Here is an 18,591-nt window from a genome sequence, read left to right as displayed (position 1 = left end):
CCGGCCGCGGCGGGGGCAAACCGGTTCGCGGAACCGATCACGACGGTGGCGAAGACGTACTTGGGGTTCCCACGCCCGAACTCGGCGGAATTGGACGGGGGAGTGGGCGGGGGGCCGGGGCCGCGAACATGCGGGACGGAACGGTGATCGGTGCCGGAGACCTCGTCCAACGGGGACTCGTGGGGAACTACATCCTCTTCGACCGGCCCTGGTGTGGGCTCCGGTAGCGGCCCCACGGGACGCTCAGGCTGTTCCAGCTGGGTGGGCTGCGGCTGGTCCGCGGGCTCCGCTGGGCTGTCTTCCAGCGACGCATCGATGCTGTAGGCGCACTGCACCGGATGGCCGAAAGCATCCGTCAAGGCCTGCGTCAGTGGTTCCTTGATCTGGTTCTCCAAGATCTGGCGATGCATGGTGCTCGGGACGGCCAACAGCAGAGTGGATTCCATCAGGCCGAGTGGGTGAGCTGAGGAAACGAAGCCACGCTGACGGGGTGTGACTCGATGATCCTGTTCCAAGGTGCGCTGCACCTGAAGCCAGGCCCTGTCCACACTGTGGGATAGTTCTGCGTTCACCGGTGCCTCTTGTCCTGCTCGTCATGCCGCGATCTGGCCGTGGCGAGTCAATTCGTGAAAGAAGTTGCCGTCGTCACGACGCGGTCCCCGGCGCGAGTCGAACAGGGGACACGGACACCTACGGTACCCGGTATCAACACCTCTTATCCACAGACCTTCTACACATGCTGGGGACAAAAGATGCCCGGAACCGTCGCTATCCCCAAACTTGTCCCCATCTTGTGGATAACTTTGGTGAACAGGGGGTGGACGGTGAGGATCGACAGCGTGCCATCCGGAGCGTGGGCCAAGCCGGCCGTTGGGCCTGCACTTGCCCGTGATCTCGGGCGTGGCGTTGCTCACCCGTGTTTGACCGTGATCCCCGGTGTCGTCTACCGTTGACAAGTCTCACCATGCATGGGGCGGGCGTTCGATGCCCGCGAACCCAAGTGCGGAAAGAGGCCAGGACCACCACATGGTGGACGCATCCATCCCGTTGAAGCCCCGGGTCATCCGGTGGCCACCCGTGACGGGCGATGCCCCACGAGAACGATGTCAATGGAGTGTGAACCGTGAGCAAGCGGACCTACCAGCCCAATAACCGCCGTCGTGCCAAGAAGCACGGCTTCCGTCTGCGTATGCGTACCCGTGCAGGCCGTGCGATTCTCTCGACCCGTCGCACCAAGGGTCGCAAGGCGCTCTCCGCCTGAGTCGCTGAACCGACCTGGTCGACGAGGTCGCTCGAGGCATGTTGCCGCGTATCCACCGTCTCAGCGACGGACGCGAGCTGAACACCACAGCGCGTTCCGGCACCCGTGCAGGGTGCCGGAACTTCGTCGTATCTACAGTCGTTCAACCTGTTGGGGCCACAGGGCCCAGCCGATTCGGTTTCATAGTTTCGAAACAGGTGGGGAATGCCGTGACGCGCAACGTCGTCAAGCGCCGACTTCGTGAGATCGCCTGGAAGGTGATCACTGCCGAGCATCGCAACGGAATCGACGTGGTGATCAGGGCCCTGCCCAGCGCAGCCTCTGCGGATTACGCGAAGTTGGATCGAGATCTTCACAAGTGTCTGAGGCGAGGTCTGGCTGGTTCAGGCACGTGAAGCCCGACCATAACGAGGTACATGGGATTCAAGGCCCGGATCTGCTTGAACAACTCGGTCCTGCGCCGATCCTGCCGGCCGATCAGGTACCACCTACCCCCTGGTGGCGGTACGTGGTCGACATTCCTCGGTATGCCGTGATCGGGTTCCTCAAGTTGTACCGGCTGGTGATCTCACCGATCTACGGTCAGGTCTGCGGATACTTCCCCAGCTGCTCCGCCTATGGGTTGGAAGCAGTCACGGTCCATGGAGTCCTCAAGGGCGGGTGGCTGACCACCCGTCGGATCCTGCGCTGCAACCCTTGGTCACAGGGTGGGATCGATCCGGTTCCCCCAGGCAAGCGGATTTGGCCTGAAGGCCGAGCACCCAGAATCATTGAACTGAATCACCCTCCTCTGCCAGAGGAGTAGATCCCCACTTCTGGGGACCACCGACGATCACGGCAGCCGCCGTTCAACGCCTGTACAAGGAGCAAACGAGACACCATGGGCTTCATCGATACGATCCTGACCCCCTTCAAGTGGGTGATGTCCTGGCTCCTGTACATCTTCCACGAGCTGTTCAGCATCATCGGGCTCGACCCGGATTCAGGCTGGACCTGGGCGCTGTCCATCGTGTTCGTGACCGTGGTGGTGCGTGCAGCCCTGATCCCGCTCTTCACCCGTCAGATCCGTGCGCAGCGCGCCATGCAGGCACTCCAGCCTGAACTGAAGAAGCTCCAGGCAAAGTACAAGGGCAAGAAGGACCAGCTCTCGCAGCAGGCCATGTTGGCCGAGCAGCGTGCCTTGTTCAAGAAGAACAACACCGGCATGTTCTCCTCCTGCCTGCCGCTGCTGGTACAGATGCCGTTCTTCTTCTCCTTGTACCGCGTGCTCTTCACCGCTTCGAAGGCCAGCGACAACGGCGAATCCATCGCGGCCTTGTCCGCAGCACGCGTCCGGAGCTTCGACAACTCGTCGATCTTCTCGGCGAAGCTTTCCGACACCTTCCTGGGCCAGTTCAATGGGTCCGGCGGTGTCAACGCTGCTGTTCTGGTGGTCTCCGTGGTGATGATCCTGGCCATGACCGCTTCGCAGTTCTTCACTCAGCGGCACCTCATGACCAAGAACATGTCTCCCGCAGCACAGCAGGGCCCCTTCGCCCAGCAGCAGAAGCTCATGCTCTACGTGCTGCCTCTTGTCTTCGGTATCGGTGGCATCAACTTCCCCATCGGCCTGCTGATCTACTGGACGGCCACCAACGTCTGGACCCTGGGCCAGCAGATGTGGGTCATCCGGCACAATCCGACTCCGGGCTCGCTCGCAGAGAAGGAACTCAACATCCGCCGGGCCGCCAAGGGTCTGCCTCCTGTGGGCAAGACCAAGGAGGCCGCCGCCAAGGAAGCTGAGGAAGCCAAGAAGCTGGAGGAGCAGAAGGGCCAGCGTCAGCAGCCGCAGCGAAAGAACCGGAGGAAGAAGTGACTCAGGAGAACCAGGAACTGGACCCCAACGAGGCCGCGACGGTGGAGCCTGCCGAGCCCACAGAAACTCAGGCAGAGCCCAAGGAGGAAGCTCAGAGCGACCTCGACAGTGAGGGCGATGCTGCAGCGGACTATCTCGAGGAACTACTCGATATCGCCGATCTTGACGGCGACATCGACATCGAGGTCAAGGGTGGTCGCGTCTACCTGTCCGTCACTGCGGAGGAGGGCGACGAAGCCGGACTCGAGTCCCTGGTCGGCGACGACGGAGCCACGTTGGACGCCCTGCAGGATCTGACCCGCCTTGCAGCTCTGGCTGCCACCGGCGAGCGTTCGCGTGTCATCATCGACATCGCGGGGCACCGTTCCCGCCGCGGCGAACGCCTCGCGTCACTGGTCGAGTCTGCTGTTCAGACGGTCAGGGAGACCAATGAGCCCAAGCACCTGGGTCCGATGACGCCGTATGAGCGCAAGCAGGTTCATGACCTGGTGGCTGAGGCAGGACTGGGTTCGGACTCGGAAGGCGAGGGTTCTCGCCGCCACGTCGTGGTGCGTCCCGGAGCCTGATGCATGAATCAGCAGGACAGCACGCTTCGTCCGGGAGAGGGCCCGGAGGGGCCACGCATCGACGCCTCAGCGGTCGCCATCGCCCCTGAGGACGCGCCCCGCCCATCGAGCACCGAACTCGAAGCGGTGCAGCATTACTTCGGTGACAGGGCCGAGTCGGCGCAACGCTACGTTGGACACCTCGTGTCCACGGGGATCGAGTGGGGCCTCATCGGGCCACGGGAGATCCCCCGCATCTGGAGCCGGCACGTCCTGAACTGTGCGGCAGTTGCAGAACTCATCCCGGAGGGCGCACTGGTGGCGGACGTGGGGTCGGGAGCAGGTCTGCCCGGCCTCGTCCTTGCGCTGGCACGTCCAGACCTCATGATGATCCTGGTCGAACCGCTGGAGCGGCGTTGCCAGTGGTTGGACATGGTGGTGGAGGATCTGGGCCTTGGCTCCCGCGTGGACGTGGTCAAGGCTCGTGCTGAGCAGGTCGTGGACACCATCGATGCCGACATCGTCACCGCTCGCGCCGTGAAGGCACTCAAGACCTTGGTTCCGTTGACGCTGCCGCTGGTGCACGGTCACGGAGAACTGCTGGCCCTCAAGGGACGCAGTGCCCAGGAAGAGGTCGAGAAGGCAAGCAAGATCATCCGGAAGTACAAGGGACGCGACGCTGCCGTCCTGACGCTCGGTACCGATGTGCTCGAAGAGCCCACCACAGTGGTTCGCGTCCGCGTTTGATCGATCCCTGCGGTGTTGCAACACCCCTACCCCTTCGCGTGTTCTTGAACCTTGCGCTCGGGCTCGTTCTTGATGGGCTCGAGCAAGCTGACGGCTGCGGGGGATAGACTCGAGATACGCGGGTTTCCTGCCGCGAGGTGATCGGTCCTCGCGGTCCGATAGGACTTTGCAGCGCCACGTACCCAACCCTCAAACCCAACGAAGGATGGCATGAACCAGCACAGCGCCAAGCGCACCGCTGAAACGGTGACAGCAACCATCCCTCACCTGACTCAGCCGCAGACTCGTTACCTGACTGTCAGCAACCAGAAGGGTGGGGTCGGCAAGACCACCACCACGGTCAATCTGGCTGCCGCGCTCGCTGCAGCCGGTTATCAGGTCTTGGTCATCGACATCGACCCGCAGGGAAACGCTTCGACAGCTCTGGGGATCGATCATCATGCCGGCATCGACTCCGTCTACGACGTGCTGATCAACGACCTCCCACTCGAGTCAGTGATCCTGCCGTGCCCCGATATCGACAACCTCTTGGTGGCTCCTGCCACCATCGACCTGGCTGGGGCTGAGGTCGAACTGGTGGCTTTGGTCGCGAGGGAACAGAGGATGAACAGGGCCGTTGCCGCCTACGAGAAGTATCGTGCGGAGGAGGGCCTTCCACGCCTGGATTTCGTATTCATCGATTGCCCGCCCTCGCTCGGGCTGCTGACGGTGAATGCATTCGTAGCTGCCCGAGAGGTACTGATCCCGATCCAGTGCGAGTACTACGCGCTCGAAGGTTTGAGTCAGCTTCTGAACAACATCCAGATGATTCAGAAGCACCTGAACTCGGAGCTCGTGGTCTCCACCATCTTGTTGACCATGTACGACGGCCGAACCAACCTTGCGGCACAGGTTGCGGAAGAGGTGCGTGAGCACTTCCCCGAACAAGTGCTGCACTCGGTCATCCCGCGCAGCGTTCGCGTTTCTGAAGCGCCGTCGTATCAGCAATCGGTCATCACCTACGACGCCTCGTCGACCGGCGCGCTGGCTTATCTAGCTGCCGCCGAAGAGATCGCAGCCAAGACCTCGGTCTGAGGCCGCACGTCGTCCCGTTGAAGATTTTCACGGACTGAAAGTTTTCACGGACCCTGAACAGGATGCTCGTCACTGCGCATGCAGCAAGATCGGCGCGCAAACAGCCACAACCTTCTAGATCAAGGGATTCAAGTTTAAATTCCTCCGACTCATCGCTGGAAGGCCTTCTGGGAACTTGAAGAAGTTGACCTGACCTGGGGTAGGGGCAAAAGGCCCCGAATCCGTCATTACGGCGGCGCCTATTGGCGAGTGAGGTGTCAGAAGCCCTAAGCAAGTTGGTCGGCGCTGGGGGTTTCGCGGAGAAGAAGGCATCGGGTCTGTCTCTCCATCCTGCACACATCTTGTGCTTGACTGACCCATGGCTCGAAAGACTTCTTGCCTCAACCGCTCTTTCCGTCGATCTTCCGTGCTCATGCCGTGGCTTCGAATTAGTGGGTACCCCAGCTCGGAGACGGTGCTCCGAGGTCCCATCGCTCAAACGAGGGGATTCCCCAGCCCTTGTTGCCGGACCCTTGCTGCCGGACCCTTGCTGCCCGGCCGTGGCTGCCCGGCCGTGGCTGCCCGGCCCTGGCTGCCCGGCCCTGGCTGGGGCTGCTTGAGCTACCCCAATGATGGCCCGTTGCTGAACGATGCAGGAGTGGGCGCATCCGAAGCCCATCCCGGACCGCAAGAATCGTCGACCTCTCTGGAGCTTCGGGTGCCGCACATGAGACGTCTACGGCCGCGTAGGGCGTGATGTGAAGGCCTAGGACAAGCGTCGGTCCCAGCGTCGTGTTGGCCGTGTTCGCTTCAAATCCGCTGACTCGTACGCTGGCCCTGGTTTCTGCGGCCTGGCTTGGTGCAAGTCGCCGCTGTCAGCTGCTAGATGCTGGTCTGTGTGTAGCGGAGCAGGTGGTGTTAGTTCCCTGTCGCCGCATCGCTGATATCGACTCGGCCCGTGCGTTGTCTGTCCATAACACCGACTGCAGAAGCTGTTGTCCTCAGGAGCTCCGCGCCGACTCCCGGTCCGCCCCTCTGAAGCCCTCGTTTTCGAGCCGACGACGGTCCGTGGCGCGTCTCAAGGGTTGTCACCAGGCCCTGTTCACAACTTTTGGTCCACTTGTGGATAAGTGGGGACACTGTGTGGATATCATGGCTGAAGTACCCCAAGAACGTTGAGTTTCCGCGGGATTTCGGAGATCTGGTCTGGAGGATGAACTGTGGACATCGATCTGTCACTTGTGGATAGTTCCATTCCGGTGGTCGTCAGATCTGCTGATCCACGCCACGTTCCACGTGAAACATTCGTACGGAATCTTCGGTTGGACCGCGTTCTGGAGCGCGACCGGGAGGAACACGTCAAAGCCACCAGCTGAGAACCGTGCCAGGCGGGTTTCGGCTGATCAGTTCGTTTCACGTGGAACGCCACGGCGATGGATCTGACGGCCGGCACTGATGGAGCCGGGAAGTCGACTTGGCCCTGCCGTTTCACGTGAAACATGGCTTGGGGACCACAAGCCGTCAAGACGGCACGTGTTTGCTTCGACGAATCTGCGGCTAGTCAGCGGTAGAGGCTTCACGTGGCACCAGAGGCGCAGATGAGAAGCAAAGCTTCGCGGCCGAACGCTTGGCGGTGAAACGCGGTGTGCCAGACATCGATGTTTCACGTGGAACAGTGGTCATCGCCTAGGACACAGGTAGTTGCAGCGCTTCGCCCTGATAATGGAACACCATCCGTGGCAGCCTCACATGCCGAGGTGCTCATCGGCATGCCTTGGTTAGTCCCCTTGGAGCATTTCATCGGCTTCGGCGTCGGCATCATCATCGGGGACGGCTGGCCTTCAACAGCCACGCTCACCGATCGGATGGTGGAACCGGGCCTGAGCAGAAGAGGATCTCGTTCGGCCGATGGGAGGAAGGGTGCAGGCTTCCCATGGGGCCGGTACCGAGCTGGGGTGCGCTCGGTGCTCCGGTGTCTAGAACTAGGGCTGTAGTGCCTAGAACTGGGTGGAGCAGGTGGTATAGGGGTGCAGTGCATAGGGCTACCACTTCGACAGGATTTCGTTTGGTCAGGTCGAGCGCGTTCAGACGCTCCGAACAACGGCTGTATCGGTGGCGCCGTCCGTGGCGTCAGGGTCCGAGTCAAGGCCTGGAGCGCCGGCATGTTCCATGGGAAGATTACGACACCGACGCAAGCCTGCCTGATCCCTGCAACTTAGGGTGGCTGAAGATACCTACAGAAGCGCGACCTGGGTATGTTTCACGTGAAACGAGCTTCATGCCTAAGGCTGGGGACGTAACCGCTGGCCGCAACAGAACCTGGAACCTTGTTGAGCTTCCGGGCCCGTTTCACGTGAAACGCGGGTTTATCAGTCCGTTCAGAACGGGATCGTCTGGCACGGAAGTTACACGCATGTGGTTGGGCTTCCCGGCCTGTTTCACGTGAAACAACGGGCATACCCGATCGGTGAGGACGGGATCGTCTGCCGCGCCAAAAAACTCTCTCGTTATCGGTCCTACGGCTCGGTTTCACGTGAAACAAGGGCCTGCCAACTCTGGTAGGTAGGAGGTGATGACTGAGGCTGAAGGCGACTACGATGGACCTAGTAGACGAACACTGGGGAAGGGTTCACATGGCAGAGAAACGTCGAGGGCTTGGCAGGGGATTGGGTGCGCTCATAGCGAGCGGACCCGTCGATGCTCCAGAAGCCGCTGCAGAGCCCAAGGATCCGGCGACGTCGGTGCCCAGAACTCAGCGGAAGGCAGCCAGTACTCCGCAAGAGCCACAGAAGGCCTCTGAGGGCCCTGATAAGGCCACGAAGACCTCTTCTAAGCCCGCAACGAAGAAGCGCGCCAGTACGGCCAGGAAGTCCGTCAGCGCGGCATCAGCCAGCGATCCGAGTAGCCCCACGGAATCCTCGCGCACCAAGCAGCCTGAGGCGGCCGCGCCGGCCAGGCGCTCCCGGCCATCCGATATGTTCTTTACCTCTACGGTTCCCGCAGACGACCGCATCGCAAACAAATCGAACTCTGCTGACACGAAAACGAAGCGGAACGAGCAGGTTCATCGTAGATCCGTCCCAGATGTACTTGGTGCTTCGGCACGTGCCCGGTCGGCAGCCTCTGCAGTCACCTCGGCTTCAGCTCCATCCTCTACATCTGCACAAACTCCGTCGATATCAGTTGATGTGGACGGGAACGTCGCTTCTCCTGACGGCCTGGTAGCCGTTCCTGGGACGACCTTCGCTGAGATCGAGACGGATCAGATCCATCCCAATCGGAAGCAGCCTCGCCAGGTGTTCGATGAAGATGAGCTCGATGAGCTTGTCACCTCCATCAAGGAGGTGGGTCTGCTCCAGCCCATCGTGGTCAGGACATCGCACGAGGCAGACGGCCCCAAGTATGAGTTGGTCATGGGAGAGCGGCGCTGGAGGGCCACTCAGGCCGCAGGTCTAAGCCGGATTCCGGCGATCATTCGTGAGACGGAAGACGGCGATCTCCTCAGGGATGCGCTGCTGGAGAACCTTCATCGGTCTCAACTCAATCCGCTTGAGGAAGCGGCTGCATATCAACAGCTCATGGATGAGTTCGCGTGTACGCAGGATGAGTTGTCTGCCCGGATCGGCCGTAGTCGGCCTCAGATCAGCAACACGATCCGTCTACTACGTTTGCCGGCACTTGTTCAACGTCGCGTGGCTGCGGGAGTCCTCTCGGCCGGTCATGCCCGCGCACTGCTCACCGTGGAGGACCCAGAGTCCCTCGAGAAGCTTGCGCAGCGGGTGGTGAACGAGGGCCTGTCCGTGAGAGCGACGGAAGAGGCAGCCTCCCTGTTACGTGGCGAGAAGCCTCAGACCAAGGGGCGGAGGCGGCAGGAGCCTCAACGCCATGAGCGCCTGGATCATCTGGCCAACAGTCTGCAGGATCGTCTGGACACCAATGTGAAGATCACGTTGGGCGCTCGGAAGGGCAAGGTCCAGATCGAATTCGCTTCGGTCGAGGATCTGGACCGCATCATGAACCTCATCGGCCAGGAGCAGTAATCCTATTGGCAGTCATCCTGTCGACAGTAGTCCTGCCAGCAGTTGACGCGTTCGCTATAGATTCCCGCCTGTGAGTGAGCGGCGCATTTAGTTGCATCCTACGAAGCGCCCGTTTTGTCTGTGGTTGATACTTCCATGCCTCACCGGACCACGAGTGCTGGTGTGGCTGAGCAGGGATGTGGTTCGTGGTTCTGCCGTACGCTCAGTTCGAGTCCGCGGAAGGATAGGCAGCAAGGGACTCGCATGAGTAGTTGAGAGGGTCGTGTTTCACGTGAAACACGACCCTCTTGTTCGTTTAGTTCCCCTAGCTTGCCGTCGCGAACCAGCAGCTCTGGAGCATCTCGACGGCGTCGCTGTGGTGGCGGAGTGCATGCGCTCGCATGAACCACGCCAATGCACCTACCGTCGTCCGGCCACCGACTGCAAGAGATAATTCTACTTGAATCCATTGATATTCAATCTTGCTCTACCCGTCTCTAGGCAAAGCAAGAGCCGCGCTCAGGATGTCCTGAACGCGGCTCTGCGGGATTCCGTTGAACCCCTGGTGAGCGTCCCCTCGCTGCGGTCTGTGACGCTCGCGCGGCATGGGGAAAGCTGTTGGACTCAGCCGAGGTAGTCGGCGAACTCCTTCTCGATGACCTGCTTGGGCTTGGCGCCGATGGAGGTCGCGACTTTCTCGCCGTCCTTGAACACGAAGACGGCAGGAATGGAGGTGATGCCGTACTTGGCGGCGATGCCCTGGTTCTCGTCCACGTTGACCTTCACGACCTTGACGGATTCGTGCTCGTCGGCGATCTGGTCCAGGATCGGGCTCAGCATGCGGCAGGGGCCGCACCACTCTGCCCAGAACTCCACGATGACGGGCTTGTCCGACTGAAGGACGTCCGCGTCGAAGGATGCGTCGGTGACTGCTTCTACGTTGCTCATGTGTTGACTCCTTGTTCTACAGGCTCAGGTACCCGGCGGATACCAGATGAAAGTTGTTCGGTATGCGGTTCCACGATGTCGACAGCCGACGTCGGATCAGGCGACCCCAAGAACCACGATGTGGCGCCATGTGGTCATCGCCGGTGTCGTCCTTTGAATCAGGCGCCTACGGCCTCGACAGCGGCTTCCAGGTTGGCCAGGTGGTGTTCAACGTCCAGGGCGGCCACGCAGCCGGAGGCGGCAGCCGTGACGGCCTGGCGATAGGTGGGATCCAGGACGTCGCCTGCAGCGAAGACACCGGGGATGCTGGTGCGCGAGGAGCGGCCGTCAACGGCGATGGTGCCGTCGTCGGTCAGGTCCAGCTGGTCCTTGATCAGGCCGGTGCGAGGATCATTACCGATGGCAACGAACACGCCGGTGACGTTCAGCTCTCGGGTCTCGCCCGTGACGAGATCCTTGAGGCGCAGGCCCGTGACCTTCTCATCGCCGAGGATCTCGTCGACGCCGCTGTTCCAGACGAACTCGATCTTGGGATGCGCCAGTGCACGGTCGGCCATGATCTTGGAGGCGCGCAGCGTGTCGCGGCGGTGAACCACGGTGACCTTGGACGCGAACTTGGTGAGGAACAGAGCCTCTTCCATAGCGGAGTCGCCGCCACCGATGACGGCGATTTCCTGTTCACGGAAGAAGAAGCCGTCGCAGGTGGCGCACCAACTCACTCCGTGACCGGAAAGGCGCTGTTCGCTGTCCAATCCGAGCTCACGGTAGGCGGAGCCTGTCGAAAGGATGACGGTCTTGCCCAGGTGGATGCTGCCGTCCATGAGGACGACCTTCTTCACCTCACCCTTCAGGTCAACGGCAGTGACGTCGTCGTAGAGCACCTCTGCGCCGAACTTCTCGGCCTGCTGCTGCAGATTGGTCATCAGGTCGGGACCCTGAATGCCCTCAGGGAAGCCGGGGAAGTTCTCCACTTCGGTGGTCTTCATCAGCTCGCCACCGGCATCCACCGAGCCGGCGATGACGAGCGGTGCCAGGTTGGCGCGAGCCGTGTAGATGGCTGCGGTGTACCCGGCGGGTCCTGAACCGATGATGATGACGTCGCGAACGGCGTCGGCGCTTGGCTGGGTCACTGTGGAACCTTTGTCCTCTGTGGGCCGCTCGGATGCGGTCCCTGGTTGATAAGTGGAATCAATGGGGGATAACCGCGTTTCGTCGCCAGGTATTCCCGTACCTACCGATGGCGGCCGACTGCGGCCCTGCGGAGCGCGCGGGGCGGAACCGGTGGGAGCGCTTACTTGACCTTGATCTCCGCGACCTGGAAACCGTACGGGTAGGTGGAGGCGCCGCTGGCCAGACGTGGCAGCTCCGTGATGGAGATGTACACGTACTTACCCTTGGCGGCGTCTGATCCGGAACCGAGGTCCGCGGAGAGGGTGGGACCGGAGAAGGATCCGGAGAAGCGCTCATCAGCCGCGTCGGGATCCTCGGAGTCGCCGACCAGCACCTGAACCTTGCCGCCGGTACCGTTGAGGCCACTCAAGTCCACGGAGCTGATGTCCGCGTCTTCCTTGAGCTGCACCTGCAGCACCAGCCGGTCTGCCAAGCCGCCGAACACGGCGGACTTGTAGGAGAAGGTCTTGTAGACCGTGGATTCCTCACCGTCGATCGCATTGGCGATGTCCGTGTCGTTGTTGGGGTTCATGGACGTATCCGGCGCGGCCTTGGAGATGTTCTCCACCGTGGGCTTCACCTTGGGTTCCTTGGTGGCCTTGTCCGACTCGTCGTCCTTGTTATCTCCCTTGTCCGTCTGAGCGGGCTGGCTCTGGGTGGGCTTCGGGTCCGCCGTGGGCTTCGGGTCATCGGACTTGGTCAGGAACTGGACGGCGAACACGACGCCAACCACCAGGACCAGCACCAGGACCAAACCCACGATCAGGCGCACCACGCGGTTGCTGCCCTCTTCGTTGCCTGCGGCGGCCACGAATTCGGTATTGGCGGGGCGAGCGGCTGCCGCAGCAGCCTCACGTGGGAAACGGGACCCGCCCGCGGCCGCAGCGGTCTCGGCCGTGCGCGGTGCGCTTTCGTCCGCAGCGGCGGGAACTGTCGCTGCCGGTAGTTCGGTGACCGGCGGCTGGGAGTGCGCCGCGTCGTCGGGCACAGAGGTCTCGCCATTGCCGGCGGCGTCGCGACCTGGGTAGGACTTGGCGGCCTCGGAGGCCGCCATGGGCTGAGCAGCGATGGGGCCGGTGGACGGTCCGAGATCCTGCCTGGCCTGATCGGGGCTCACCGCGGGCGGGACCTGCTCCTGCTCACCGGTGGGCTCGATGTCTTCCTGCTGGCGCTTGCGGCGGCCGAAGAGGCGGCGCTTGGAGGACTCCTGAGCCAACTCTTCGTAGTACTCGGCGTCATCGCCATAGACCTGCGGTTCCATGGGACGCGGTTCGCCGAAGATTTCCTGACCGAGCGTGTCCGTCTGGAACGGCTCGATGTAGGGCGCATCGGACTCGACGGCCAGATCAAGAAGATCGGGTGCGTCGACGGTGTTGGTGATCAGGTAGGTGGAGTCTCCCTGCAAACCGAGGTCCAGCACCTGTACGCCGGACGGACGCGTCCCCATGGCGACCTCCCGCGCTGAAACGGCTACACGGGTCGCGTTGGCGGGGGCGGCAACGAGGATGCTCACGGCGCGGTTGAGTACCTGGTCGGTGCCGTCGAAGACGACATCACCCTCGGCGGTGGAGACGACCTCACCGGTGACGAGGTAACGACCTCCCAGGATGGAACCGGTGGTGATCTCGTGTGACACGTGGAGACTCCTAGCGACAGTGGTTGGACTCAAAGATGCCTGGGCCCGGATCCATGCTACCGGCGTCCACCCGGGATTCGGCGAGCCAACGGGCCCAAGAAGTCGGCGAGTTCACTGACGCGCGCCATTCGCAGCAACACCAGGAAGCAGACACCCATGGCGCCCCCGGCAGCCAGGATGGACAGGATCGCGGGGACGTAGCCGCTCCAAGCGAACCCGAAGCTGTAGCCACCCATGAGCCAGAGCACCCCGGCGCCCACCACTCCGGAGAGCACACCGAGCCAGCCCACCCGGACATAGGTGTCCATCACACGCCGAGCTCCGTAGTCGCCGAAGCGACGTTTGACGCTGGCATGGACCGTGACCGCCTGGAAGATATTCGCTGCCGCGTAGAGCATGGCTATGGCCGGAGCCAGCAGTGGTGGGGGAGTCGTGAAGGAGATGACTACGGCGGTGATGAGCCCGAAGAGCGCAAAGCTGATCTGCAAGAACATGGGTGTCTTGGTGTCCTCCTGCGCATAGAACACGCGCAGGAGGTAGAAGGAATACGACTTGGCAGGCAGGCCGAGCGCGGTCAGCACGATGAGCGTGGCGATGGCCGCTCCGGCCTCGTTCGAGTACGGGCCGGTGCCGCCGAAGAGCCGGCCGATGGGGCCCGCCAGGACCACGAAGCCGACCGTGAAGAACATGATCGGGATCGCGGTGGTGCGTAGTCCGCGGGAGACCAGCGGTCCCACGTCTTGACGGCGGCCGTCCGCGAAGGCCTTGGACAGTTCGTTGAACATGACCGTGGCCAGCGACAGCGCGAAGATCGAGTGCGGCAACACCGTGATCAGCTGTGACTGGTTGAGGGCGGCCTCGCCGGGAACCCGGGCGGCCTCCGACAAGGAGAGGCCGGCGTCGTTGCGGTACGCGGTCGCGGCGGAGACCACGCGGCCGAAGTACAGCGAGGTGAGGTTGCCGACCACCATGGCGGCCAGCGTCCACAGCGCCATGGTGCCGACCTTGCGCAGCCCCATACCGCGCCAGTGGAAGTCGACGTGGAGCCCCAAGCCCATCCGACGAAGGGGGATGAAAAGCACCAGGGCCTGAACCACGATGCCCAAGGTGGCGCCGCCCGCCAGGACCACGGTCTGGGCGGAGGTCCAGGTGCTCAACTGCAGTGCGTGGTCGTTGCGATAGGCGCCGAACATGACCAGGTAGATGCCGATGGTCAGCAGCTGGATGAGGTTGTTGGCCACGGGGGCCCACATGTAGGCGCCGAAGCGACCATGAGCATTGAGGACCTGGCCCGCAACGGCATAGACGCCGTAGAAGAAGATCTGTGGGAGGCACCAATAGCTGAAGATGGTGGCGAGGGTGAGCAGCTCGTCCGGCCACTTGTTCGAGGCCAGCATCCGCATGATCACAGGTGCCAGCAGCGTCAGAATTCCCGTCAACACTGCCATCACGGTGATGGTCAGGGTCATCAGCTTCGACGTGTAGTCCCGGCCCTTGTCCGCGTGCTTGGATGCCTTGATCAGCTGCGGGATCAGGATCACGTTGAAGATGCCGCCGGCCAGCAACATGAAGATGATGTTGGGGATCGTGTTGGCCTTGTCGAAGGCGTCACCCACGCTGGAGGTCGCTCCGATGGCGATCGCGAGGACGAAGGTGCGTAGGAAACCGAGCACGCGGGAAACCATGGTGCCGGAGGCCATGAGGGCCACGGCTTTGGAACGCCGCGCGGACTGGTTTTCGGTGGCCGCCCCCTGCTCCTGGTCCCCCTCGGGGCGCTCCTCGAGCATGACCTCGATGGCCGGATTGGCGGAGGTGGCAGGGTCTGCGGCCAGGAAGAAGTTCTCTGGGGCTGCGGCCGTGTCCAGCAGCACGCGTGGGGCCTGTTGACCGGCACGTCCGCGTGGCACACGGGGGACAGGGTGTGCGTCGGGGGTCTGTTGCTGATTCTGGGGAGACGGCGTTTCTTCAGTGCCCGACGACGCGGCGCCGGGCGCCGCAGGCCACGCGCCGGGGCGCGGGACCTCACCGGTAGCCGGGTCTGAGGTCACCCGCTTCCCCGTCCAGGGATTGATCTTGCGCGGGGCGTCGCTGGACCGGTCAGATGCCATGCGTGACGATGACCTCCCGGGCCAGGTTCGCTATACGTCGTTCATTGGGGAAAGAGAGCCGCTTGGGCAATTGCGCCAGCGGCACCCACGCAACGTCCACCGCCTCATGGTCCGGATCCTTCTCCGTGGTGAGTTCACCGCCGGTGGCGATCATCAGGAAGTGATGAACGGTCTTGTGGACGCGGTACTGCGGAACACTGAACCAGTAGTCGATGCTGCCGAGTTTCGCGACGATCTGACCGCGGATCCCCGTCTCTTCCTCGACCTCTCGGATGGCGGCCTCGTTGTGGTTCTCCTGACCCTCCGGGTGACCCTTGGGCAGGCACCATTCCAGCCGACCGCCCCGGTTGTACCGGGCGATGATGGCCACCGAGGCGTCGTCCGAGTTGGGGTCGATGACGATGCCGCCCGCCGAGACCTCATCCACAGTGGGGACGGAAGACAGCTGGGAAGCCTGGCTCAATCTACTGGCGGGGGTATGCCGTCCAGCCGCGCGGGACCGCTGCCACGCAAGCGCCGCTGTGAGCGGCGTGCGTTTGCGCGGATCGGGGGCGGACTGGTTCATGCGTTCAACTGTAGTCGGTGAGACGGCGGCCACCGGAAAGCCCACGTGTGGCCTGTCATCTGGGATGATGAACCCCGTGAACTCTCCGTCCATCCATGTACCCGCTCTGCCCGGGGACCTGCCTGCAGTTGCACTCGAACTGGGAACGCGGTTCCAAGAGCACGGACACGAGCTGAGCCTGGTGGGTGGTCCGGTGCGGGACCTCTTCCTTGGACGCCCCGCACTTGACCTGGACTTCACGACGTCGGCTTCCCCGGATCAGATCCTGGATGTGGTCAAGGGCTGGGCCGAAGCCACGTGGGATGTGGGCCGAGACTTCGGAACCATTGCTCTGCGCCGTGGCGACGATCAGATCGAGATCACCACGTATCGGGCCGACGTCTACGACGAGGATTCCCGTAAGCCCCATGTGCGCTTCGGTACGGAACTCCCGGCGGATCTGGCCCGCCGGGACTTCACGGTCAATGCGATGGCCGTGCGGCTGCCGTCCGGGGAACTGGTGGATCCGCACGGTGGGCGCGAGGACCTCAGCGCAGGGGTGCTGCGCACACCGTCCGGGCCGGAGATCTCCTTCTCCGACGATCCACTCCGGATGATGCGCGCCGCCCGTTTCGTCTCCCAGCTGGGCTTCGACGTGGCCCCCGAGGAATGGGCCGCGATGGAGACCATGGCCTCACGCATCGCGATCGTCTCCGCCGAACGCGTTCGTGACGAGCTGACCAAGCTCATGCTCGGGGCCGACCCAGCTCGGGGTATCGAGGTGCTGGTGAGCACCGGATTGGCTTCACTCATCCTTCCGGAAGTGGCCCAGCTGCGGCTCGAGGTGGACGAACACCACCGGCACAAGGACGTCTACGAGCACTCGCTGACGGTGTTGAGGCAGGCCATCGGACGGGAGGCTGCCCGGTCCGACGATGCCGCCGCTGAGGCTTCCCCAGCCTCGGCGACGCCGGAGGCGGAAGCCGGGGACGCGTCGTCGGGCACTGAGAATCCCCAGCCCGTGGTGGGACCGGACCTGGTGCTGCGGTGGGCGGCCCTGCTGCATGACATCGGGAAGCCGGCCACGCGGCGTTTCGAGGGTGGCGGGTCGGTCACCTTCCGGCATCACGAGGCCGTGGGCGCCAAGCTGGCGCGTAAGCGGTTGCGCGCGCTGCGCTACGACAACGACACCGTGAAGGCCGTGGCTCGGCTCGTGGAACTGCATATGCGCTTCTACGGATACGCGGATGCAGGCTGGTCCGACTCGGCCGTGCGGCGCTATGTCACCGACGCCGGTCCCTTGCTGTCTCGGCTGCACCTGCTCACGCGCTCCGACGTGACCACGCGCAACAAGCGCAAGGCTGACCGGCTGGACTTCGCCTATGACGATCTGGAGCAGCGCATCGCTGACCTCACCGCCAAGGAGGAGCTGGATTCCATCCGGCCTGACTTGAACGGCAAGGAGATCATGGACGAGCTCGGTATCGCTCCGGGTCCGTTGGTGGGGCGCGCGTACTCCTATCTGTTGGAGCGGCGCCTTGACCGCGGGCCCGTGGAGCGGGATGCCGCGGTGGCCGAGCTTCGTGCATGGTGGGCTGAACAGCCGGAGGCGCAGGACAACTAGGAGCCGCAACTCCATTCCTACAGATGGTGAGTGCCGTTCGGCGTGAATCGATGCGATTCCACGCCGAACGGCACTCAAATTTTGTCCCGCAAACGGGTTGTACGCTCCGGCGCGGCCTGCTAGGCTCCTTATGTGATCGAGAGTTCCCAATGGGAATGAGTGGTCGCAACCGACAACTTCAGCCCGGTTCTTCGATGCGCACCTCACGGTGTCGACATGAGAACCCCGATGTCCACACGTGAAGGAGGTGGGAAAAATGATGAACAACCTGATTCGTGCCAACGCCACTGGCGTGACGCGGTGCAGTCTGCCCGTATTCAACGTGCCGGCAGGCAATCTGGTCGCCGCGCCCCGTCTGCGCTCAGCTCATCCCTCCCACCTCTTCTTCGTGTCCAGTTCCCGGTAGCAATCCGGTAGAGCACACGGGACCTGCTCGGTCCTTCGAAGTCGAGGTGGGGGACGCCCCCTGAAACACCTCGAACTTCCAAGGATGCAAAGCGTCATGTCCCGCTCCGTCCACCCGGACCACAACACACACTCCCAGCACGCCACGGCTGTGCATCCCACGCGCTCCTGGCGTAGTGGGGAACCGATCACACGCGGCGGAGAATTCATCTTCGCCGGCCCCGAGGTACTCGTTCCCAGGCAGGAACCGAGCGCCGCACGGGGAGTCACCCTCAGCACCGAAGGGGGTGAACACCTATGAAGCGTCATTCGAAGCGTCGCGGCCTGCCGCGGCACAGCGGCCGGGTTTTCATGCCCGGATCCGATGAGAACGCCCCCGGGCAGCGCGAATCCCGCGCGGAGGCGTTGGAGCGTCTCCGCATGGAGACGGAGGCGAACCTCTTGATGCACCGCCCCATCCGGTGACCGACTCTGTCCACTCGACGGGAAATGAACTCGAGTGAGTCAGCGGGTTGAGTTGAGCTCAGCCCGGTACAAGGCCCGGAACAAGGGAAGCCGAGGGGGGTTCGTGTGGGGCCGAGCGTTTCAACGCTCGGCCCCCCCCGTCGGTTCCGGGGTGCGATGTGGTGTCCCGCGGCGTTGTGTGCCGCGGCGTTTGCCGGTCGGGCGGGGCGTG

The 18,591-nt window shown here is 62.9% G+C and carries 15 protein-coding genes and 1 pseudogene; 10 read left to right on the top strand and 6 right to left on the bottom strand.

From position 1 onward, the window contains the following. Positions 1-572 (bottom strand): annotated as a pseudogene (locus tag Q0A15_RS08950) (hypothetical protein); the annotation flags it as partial. 551 nt (positions 573-1,123) lie between these two features. On the opposite strand from Q0A15_RS08950, the gene rpmH reads away from it, so the two are divergent. The 8 genes from rpmH to Q0A15_RS08910 all read left to right on the top strand — a co-directional run bounded on the left by rpmH (position 1,124) and on the right by Q0A15_RS08910 (position 9,501). Beyond that, positions 1,124-1,261 (top strand): 50S ribosomal protein L34, encoded by a 138-nt coding sequence (gene rpmH / locus Q0A15_RS08945; protein WP_291279181.1) that lies wholly within the window; start codon positions 1,124-1,126, stop codon positions 1,259-1,261. 38 nt (positions 1,262-1,299) lie between these two features. Next, positions 1,300-1,656 carry a ribonuclease P protein component gene (rnpA, locus tag Q0A15_RS08940; RefSeq protein WP_291279180.1) on the top strand — a complete coding sequence of 119 codons (357 nt, stop codon included), beginning with the start codon at positions 1,300-1,302 and terminating at the stop codon, positions 1,654-1,656. Further along, entirely contained in the window at positions 1,620-2,066 is a 447-nt protein-coding gene (gene yidD / locus Q0A15_RS08935) for a membrane protein insertion efficiency factor YidD (RefSeq protein ID WP_367273375.1), read from the top strand. Before rnpA ends, yidD begins: the two co-directional genes overlap by 37 nt. Before the next feature lie 75 nt (positions 2,067-2,141). Continuing rightward, positions 2,142-3,116: a membrane protein insertase YidC gene (gene yidC / locus Q0A15_RS08930; RefSeq protein ID WP_291279178.1), complete on the top strand. Its 975-nt coding sequence runs from the start codon at positions 2,142-2,144 to the stop codon at positions 3,114-3,116. 41 nt (positions 3,117-3,157) lie between these two features. Beyond that, positions 3,158-3,682, top strand: a complete 525-nt coding sequence (locus Q0A15_RS08925) for a R3H domain-containing nucleic acid-binding protein (protein WP_291279182.1) — start codon at positions 3,158-3,160, stop codon at positions 3,680-3,682. Between the two features lie 3 nt (positions 3,683-3,685). After that, complete coding sequence (rsmG, locus tag Q0A15_RS08920) at positions 3,686-4,408, top strand: 16S rRNA (guanine(527)-N(7))-methyltransferase RsmG (RefSeq protein ID WP_291279177.1); 723 nt, start codon at positions 3,686-3,688, stop codon at positions 4,406-4,408. 210 nt (positions 4,409-4,618) lie between these two features. Then, positions 4,619-5,482 (top strand): ParA family protein, encoded by an 864-nt coding sequence (locus Q0A15_RS08915; RefSeq protein WP_291279176.1) that lies wholly within the window; start codon positions 4,619-4,621, stop codon positions 5,480-5,482. Between the two features lie 2,612 nt (positions 5,483-8,094). Continuing rightward, on the top strand, positions 8,095-9,501 hold the full coding sequence (locus tag Q0A15_RS08910) for a ParB/RepB/Spo0J family partition protein (protein ID WP_291279175.1): 1,407 nt from the start codon (positions 8,095-8,097) through the stop codon (positions 9,499-9,501). 603 nt (positions 9,502-10,104) lie between these two features. On the opposite strand, the gene trxA is transcribed toward Q0A15_RS08910, so the two are convergent. From trxA to Q0A15_RS08885, 5 genes are all read right to left on the bottom strand, one after another. Then, a complete protein-coding gene (gene trxA, locus Q0A15_RS08905) occupies positions 10,105-10,428 on the bottom strand; it encodes a thioredoxin (RefSeq protein ID WP_291279174.1) in 324 nt (107 codons plus the stop codon). 158 nt (positions 10,429-10,586) lie between these two features. Next, the gene (trxB, locus tag Q0A15_RS08900) at positions 10,587-11,558 is read right to left on the bottom strand and encodes a thioredoxin-disulfide reductase (RefSeq protein ID WP_291279173.1); all 972 of its coding nucleotides are present in this window, start codon (positions 11,556-11,558) and stop codon (positions 10,587-10,589) included. A gap of 161 nt (positions 11,559-11,719) precedes the next feature. Beyond that, positions 11,720-13,234, bottom strand: a complete 1,515-nt coding sequence (locus Q0A15_RS08895) for a hypothetical protein (protein WP_291279172.1) — start codon at positions 13,232-13,234, stop codon at positions 11,720-11,722. 56 nt (positions 13,235-13,290) lie between these two features. Next, the gene (murJ, locus tag Q0A15_RS08890; protein ID WP_291279171.1) at positions 13,291-15,342 is read right to left on the bottom strand and encodes a murein biosynthesis integral membrane protein MurJ; all 2,052 of its coding nucleotides are present in this window, start codon (positions 15,340-15,342) and stop codon (positions 13,291-13,293) included. Next, positions 15,332-15,907 carry an NUDIX hydrolase gene (locus tag Q0A15_RS08885; RefSeq protein WP_291279170.1) on the bottom strand — a complete coding sequence of 192 codons (576 nt, stop codon included), beginning with the start codon at positions 15,905-15,907 and terminating at the stop codon, positions 15,332-15,334. Before Q0A15_RS08885 ends, murJ begins: the two co-directional genes overlap by 11 nt. Positions 15,908-15,983: 76 nt before the next feature. On the opposite strand from Q0A15_RS08885, the gene Q0A15_RS08880 reads away from it, so the two are divergent. Together Q0A15_RS08880 and Q0A15_RS08875 are read left to right on the top strand one after the other, a co-directional pair. Then, positions 15,984-17,510 carry an HDIG domain-containing metalloprotein gene (locus tag Q0A15_RS08880; RefSeq protein WP_291279169.1) on the top strand — a complete coding sequence of 509 codons (1,527 nt, stop codon included), beginning with the start codon at positions 15,984-15,986 and terminating at the stop codon, positions 17,508-17,510. A gap of 702 nt (positions 17,511-18,212) precedes the next feature. Beyond that, complete coding sequence (locus Q0A15_RS08875) at positions 18,213-18,380, top strand: hypothetical protein (RefSeq protein WP_291279168.1); 168 nt, start codon at positions 18,213-18,215, stop codon at positions 18,378-18,380. The last annotated feature ends 211 nt before the right edge of the window (positions 18,381-18,591 follow it).

Origin of the sequence: Galactobacter sp. (assembly GCF_022712295.1) — a bacterium.
Taxonomy (GTDB): Bacteria; Actinomycetota; Actinomycetes; order Actinomycetales; family Micrococcaceae; genus Galactobacter.
Note: the sequence above shows the minus strand (reverse complement) of the source record. Positions and strands in the feature narration are given on the sequence as shown.